Below are 399 nucleotides of genomic sequence, written 5' to 3'. Positions count from 1 at the left end.
CGGCCGTTCCGCTCGCCGCATCATTCCGCGAGCATGGCCGCGCTCACCGGCGGCGGCATGCGTGCCAAGCCCGGCGAGATCTCGCTGGCGCATCAGGGCGTGCTGTTCCTCGACGAGCTGCCTGAATTCGATCCCCGCGTGCTGGATTCGCTGCGGCAGCCGCTGGAGAACGGCGAGGTCGCCGTGTCGCGCGCCAACCACCGCGTCACCTACCCTGCGCGCTTCATGCTGGTCGCGGCGATGAATCCGTGCCGCTGCGGCAACGCGTTCGAGCCCGGCTATGCCTGCAAGCGTGGCCGCATCGACCGCTGCACCGGCGATTACCAGGCGCGCATCTCGGGCCCGCTGATGGACCGCATCGATCTGCGCATCGAGGTGGCGGCCGTGACCGCGGCCGAT

General features: G+C 70.2%; 1 protein-coding gene. It reads left to right on the top strand.

What is annotated here, in order from left to right; translation table 11 throughout:
• Positions 1-399, top strand: a 399-nt coding sequence (locus tag MOV74_RS40400) for an ATP-binding protein (protein WP_246933135.1), incomplete at both ends; no start/stop codon positions are given.

Source organism: Bradyrhizobium sp. SHOUNA76 (genome assembly GCF_023006445.1).
Classification (GTDB): Bacteria; Pseudomonadota; Alphaproteobacteria; order Rhizobiales; family Xanthobacteraceae; genus Bradyrhizobium.
Note: the sequence above shows the minus strand (reverse complement) of the source record. Positions and strands in the feature narration are given on the sequence as shown.